The following is a 1,757-nucleotide window of genomic DNA, read 5'->3' as shown; positions in this document are numbered from 1 at the left end:
CCCTTGCCTTGCTCTGCAATGTGTTTGAGGCTTTGATCAAGGCTCCACGAATGCATGGAGCGGCCTGTCTCAAGAACGTCCAGCACTGACAAAGRCTCATGCACCCGTGCCGGCACGACATCGTCGGCCGACCAGGCGCCTTTGACCAGGGCCAGGTGCAGGCTTTGGCTGGGCTTGTCCCGGAAGGCGTGGGCGGTGAATTCGCCAAACGCGGTTTGCAGCGCGCGGGTGCCGATTTTTTCTACCAGCGAATCATTGCGGCTGCGGTGTTCGATCAGGTCGGCGATGGTGCCGATCTTCAGGTTGTGCTCCGCCGCGAACAGCAGCAGATCCGGCAGCCGGGCCATGGTGCCGTCGTCTTTCATGATCTCGCAAATGACGGCGGCGGGCGAGCAGCCGGCCATGCCGGCCAGGTCGCAGCCGGCTTCGGTGTGGCCCGCGCGCATCAGCACGCCGCCGTCAACCGCCTGCAGCGGAAAGATGTGGCCGGGCTGGACCAGGTCGGTGACTTTGGCATCTTTGGCGACGGCCGCCTGTACGGTGCGCGCACGGTCGGCGGCCGAAATGCCCGTGGTCACGCCTTCGGCGGCTTCGATGGACACCGTAAAAGCCGTGGAGTGCTTGGTGCCGTTGCGCGTGGCCATGGGCGGCAGCTGCAGGAGTTCGCAGCGCTCACGGGTCAGGGTCAGGCAGATCAGCCCACGGCCGAAACGTGCCATGAAGTTGATGGCTTCCGCCGTAACGTGGTCTGCTGCGAGAACCAGGTCACCTTCGTTTTCACGGTCTTCTTCATCAATCAGGATGACCATGCGGCCGGCGCGCATGTCGGCAACGATGTCTTCAACGGGGGAAATGGCTGTGGTCATGGTTCAGGGCTTTTTTAGGATGTTGTTATGGGTGTCGCCCAGCATGCGCTCTACGTAGCGCGCGATCAGGTCGATTTCGAGGTTGACGTGTGAGCCCGCGGCCAGGCGGCCCAGCGCGGTGTTCTGCACGGTGTGGGGAATGAGGTTGATGCTGATTTCCGTGCCGTCCGCACCACCCGTTGCATCGGCCAGGTCCGTGACCCGGTTGACGGTGAGGCTCACGCCGTTGACGGTGATGGAGCCCTTGTACGCCAGGTACTTCCCGAGTTCGCGCGGGGCGCGAATTCGCAGCTCCCAGCTTTCGCCCACCTGGGCAAAATGCGTCACGCTGCCAATGCCGTCCACATGGCCCGAAACGATATGGCCGCCGAGGCGGTCATGCGCCCGCAGGGCTTTTTCGAGGTTGATGGGGCCGGTTTCTGCCAGGCCGGTGGTTTTGGCCAGGGATTCAGCAGATATCTCGATGGTGAAGCGGTTGAGGGGAAGGTCCAGCGTTGTGGCCGTCATGCAGGCGCCGTTGAGCGCGATGCTGTCGCCCAGGCCCACGTCATCAAGGTAACCCGCAGGCGCCTCGATGGTGAGGCGCTTGCCGTGGTCTGAAGAGCTGCCCAGGCTTTGGATGGCGACGATGCGCCCCAAGCCGGTAATGATTCCGGTAAACATGGCGCCATTTTCGCAGGGATTCCGGCTACGGCGGCATGGACGGCGCCAAAGGCCCGGAAAAGAGGGTGTTCAGCGGTGATTCACAGGGTTTGTGCCGGATTTGCGGGCCGGTTTAGCCGTTTTTACTCAAGAAAAACGGCTGCAGCCCAATGCTGGCGGGCGCAAGCAGCTATTAGTTTTATAGCGTTCGCGCGATGTTTCGTGTGCGTCCGCCGGACAGGCCGATGT

2 protein-coding genes are annotated in these 1,757 nt (G+C 62.5%); both read right to left on the bottom strand.

Going from position 1 to position 1,757, the window contains the following annotated elements; genetic code table 11:
• Positions 1–866: 3,4-dihydroxy-2-butanone-4-phosphate synthase (ribB, locus tag AC1D0Z_RS20975; RefSeq protein ID WP_477660091.1), on the bottom strand; the 866-nt coding region annotated here is incomplete at its 3' end.
• A gap of 3 nt (positions 867–869) precedes the next feature.
• On the bottom strand, positions 870–1,529 hold the full coding sequence (locus AC1D0Z_RS20970; RefSeq protein WP_477660090.1) for a riboflavin synthase: 660 nt from the start codon (positions 1,527–1,529) through the stop codon (positions 870–872).
• Positions 1,530–1,757 lie beyond the last annotated feature (228 nt).

The organism is Polaromonas sp. P1_E3, assembly GCF_056405935.1.
Note: the sequence above shows the minus strand (reverse complement) of the source record. Positions and strands in the feature narration are given on the sequence as shown.